This is a genomic window from Nonomuraea turkmeniaca, assembly GCF_005889735.1.
Classification (GTDB): Bacteria; Actinomycetota; Actinomycetes; order Streptosporangiales; family Streptosporangiaceae; genus Nonomuraea; species Nonomuraea turkmeniaca.
In genome coordinates this window covers 1-2,896 of record NZ_VCKY01000465.1, presented here as the reverse complement: position 1 = coordinate 2,896, position 2,896 = coordinate 1, and the positions used below count along the sequence as shown (strand labels likewise).

Genomic DNA, 2,896 nt, shown 5'->3' with positions numbered 1-2,896 from the left:
CACCCAGACTGGGCCAGGGACCACCGGGCCGGGCACCACCGGCTCGGGCACCACCGGCCCGGGCGCCGGGGCCGGGCCGGGCACGGGGCTCCCGGCGCTTGCTGAGCGGTTGCGGGCCGCCGGGGGGGAGCTGACCTGGCGGCACGACGGCGGCCACTTCGTCGTGACGGCTTCGGTGCCGGTGCCGACGCCGACGCCGACGCCGACGCCGGGCCGCGAGCCCGACGACGACCGGGTCCCCGCGACGCCCCCGGGTCGGAACGACCGGCTTGGAGCGACGGCCACCGACCCGGAGGCACGATGATCCGGCTGTTGATCGCTGACGACGAGGACCTCATCAGAGGCGCCCTGGCGGCGCTGCTGGAGTTGGAGGAGGACCTGACCGTCGCCGCCGAGGCCGCCACCTCCATCGATGCCGTGCGCCTGGCCCGCGAGCACCAGCCCGACATCGCCGTGCTGGACCTCGAGATGCCGCCGGCCGACGGACTGCGTGCCGCCGAGGAGATCAGGGCGGAGTCCTCCATCAAGATCATCTTGGTGACGCGGCATGCCCGGCCGGGGGTGCTCCGCCGTGCGTTGTCGGCAGGCGTGAGCGGGTTCGTGCCCAAGACCACGCCCGCGACCCGGCTGGCGGAGATCATCCGCGACGTCGCCGCCGGGCGGCGCTACGTCGATCCCGACATCGCCGCCTCCGCGCTGACCGAGGACGACTGCCCGCTCAGCGACCGGGAGCTGGAGGTGCTGCGGGCCTCCCGGACCGGGGCCTCGATCAGGGAGATCGCCGCTCAGGTCCACCTGGCGCCGGGCACGGTACGCAACTACCTGTCCGCGGCCATGGCCAAGCTCGGCGTCAGCTCCCGCCACGCCGCCGCCCACCGCGCCTGGGAAGAAGGCTGGATCTGAGGATCATTCGGCGGCCCCGTCGGCGATGTGGGCGAGCTTGTCAGGGTTGCTGACGGTGTAGATGTCGCGGACCTGGGAGCCGTCGGCGTTCAGATCGACGACCATGACGGCGAACGGGGCGTTCTCCACGAACAGCACCGCGCAGGGATCGCCGTTGACCTGGCGGTACTCGACGTCCAGGCCGTCGATCGTCTGGGCGGCGCTGGAGACGAGCACGCGGGCGACGTTGTCGCAGCCGCGGACGGGACGCGGGGCGGCGGCGCCCGACTTGCCCCCGCCGTCGGACCACAGGGTCACGTCGGGCGCCAGGAGCTCCATCAGCGCCAGGAGGTCGCCGCCGAACGCGGCGGCCACGAACCGCTCGGTGAGCTGCTGCTGCAGACGCGGATCGACCTGGGTGCGGGGACGGCGGGCCTGGACGTGTTCGCGGGCGCGGTGGGCGAGCTGGCGCACGGCGGCGGGACTGCGGTCGATCATGGCGGCGATCTCGGTGTGCTGGTAGGCGAACACCTCGTGCAGGATGAACACCGCCCGCTCCAGTGGCGTCAGCGTCTCCAGCACCACCAGCAGCGCGAGCGAGAGCGTGTCCGCCCGCACCACGTGGTCGGCGGCGTCGGCGGCGGTGACGAGGGGTTCGGGCAGCCAGGACCCGACGTACGTCTCACGCCGCCGGCGCAGGGCGCTCTGGTGCGCCAGCCCCTGGTTGACCGCGATGCGCACCAGGTAGGCACGCGGGTGGTCGATGCGGTCCTGGTCCGTGGACGCCCAGGACAGCCAGGTCTCCTGCAGCACGTCCTCGGTGTCGGTGACGCTGCCGAGCATGTTGTAGACGATCGAGAACAGCAGCTCGCGATGGTCGGCGAACACCTGGGTGGCATCGGGCATCACAGGTCCCCCTCTCTGCGTGACTGCTGCCTTGAGCCCGCAGAGGGGCCGATGTGTGACGTCCACGGCGGAAAAGTGACCTGGATCTCGTCCGCGGAAAATCCCGTTGCCCCGGCACTCGATCACGGATTAGGGTCGCGGATCGCCATCTCGTGACGGAGGAGCTGCTTTATATGTGGGTTCGTGGCATGCGTCATCTCATCACCTCGATCATTGGATCTGCGCACGTTAGGACTCATTCCATTGGACTTGCCACGTAGTCACACCATCCGGGAGAGCAGCCACCGGATTCTCGACCCGTACACGCCGGAGAAGCTCGCCACGCTGGGCAGCGCGATCCGGCTGCGGCCGGGCGCCTCCGTACTCGACCTGTGCTGCGGCAAGGGCGAGATGCTGGCCACCTGGGCCCGCGATCACGGGATCACCGGCACCGGTGTGGACATCAGCACGGTCTTCCTCGCGGCGGCGCGCAAGCGGGCCGCCGAGCTGGGCGTCACCGGCCAGGTGAGGTTCGTCCACGGCGACGCCTCCACCCATGTGGCGGCCGAGCCCGTCGACGTCGCGGCGTGCGTCGGGGCGACCTGGATCGGCCAGGGCGTGGCCGGGACCGTCGCGCTGCTGGAGCGCAGCCTGCGTCCGGGCGGCATGATCCTCATCGGCGAGCCGTTCTGGCGCGCCGAGCCGCCCAGTCAGGAGGCCGTCGAGGCCTGCCACGTACGGTCGCGCGAGGATTTCGAGACGCTTCCCGGGCTCATCGCGCTGTTCCAGGGCCTGGGCTACGACGTCGTCGAAATGGTTCTGGCCGACGAGGACAGCTGGGATCGATACGTCGCCGCTCATTGGCTCAACATCCGGACCTGGCTGGACGCCAACCCGGACGACGAGCTCGCTCCCGAGATGCGGGCCGAGTTGTCGCGGGAGCCGTTGGCCTACACCCGGTTCCAGCGGCCGCTGCTCGGGTGGGGCGTCTTCGCCATCATGAAACGCTGACGACCCTCTGATGGCGGCCGGGCGGCCGTCCCCGCGACGGCCGCCCGGCTCGACGAGCGTCTTCGCCTCAAGGGCGGTGAACGGCGGCCCTCGGGGGTCGGGCCGGGCGGCCGTCGCG

The 2,896-nt window shown here is 71.4% G+C and carries 3 protein-coding genes and 1 pseudogene; 3 read left to right on the top strand and 1 reads right to left on the bottom strand.

Annotation, left to right across the window (positions count from 1 at the left end; genetic code table 11):
* Positions 1-304 (top strand): annotated as a pseudogene (locus tag ETD86_RS56505) (hypothetical protein); the annotation flags it as partial.
* The gene (locus ETD86_RS53625; RefSeq protein ID WP_138674276.1) at positions 301-903 is read left to right on the top strand and encodes a response regulator transcription factor; all 603 of its coding nucleotides are present in this window, start codon (positions 301-303) and stop codon (positions 901-903) included. The pseudogene ETD86_RS56505 and the gene ETD86_RS53625, both read left to right, overlap by 4 nt.
* Before the next feature lie 3 nt (positions 904-906).
* Here ETD86_RS53625 and ETD86_RS53620 read toward each other — a convergent pair whose 3' ends face one another.
* Positions 907-1,788, bottom strand: a complete 882-nt coding sequence (locus ETD86_RS53620) for an RNA polymerase sigma-70 factor (protein WP_138674275.1) — start codon at positions 1,786-1,788, stop codon at positions 907-909.
* Between the two features lie 249 nt (positions 1,789-2,037).
* On the opposite strand from ETD86_RS53620, the gene ETD86_RS53615 reads away from it, so the two are divergent.
* Entirely contained in the window at positions 2,038-2,778 is a 741-nt protein-coding gene (locus ETD86_RS53615) for an SAM-dependent methyltransferase (RefSeq protein ID WP_246149523.1), read from the top strand.
* Positions 2,779-2,896: the final 118 nt, after the last annotated feature.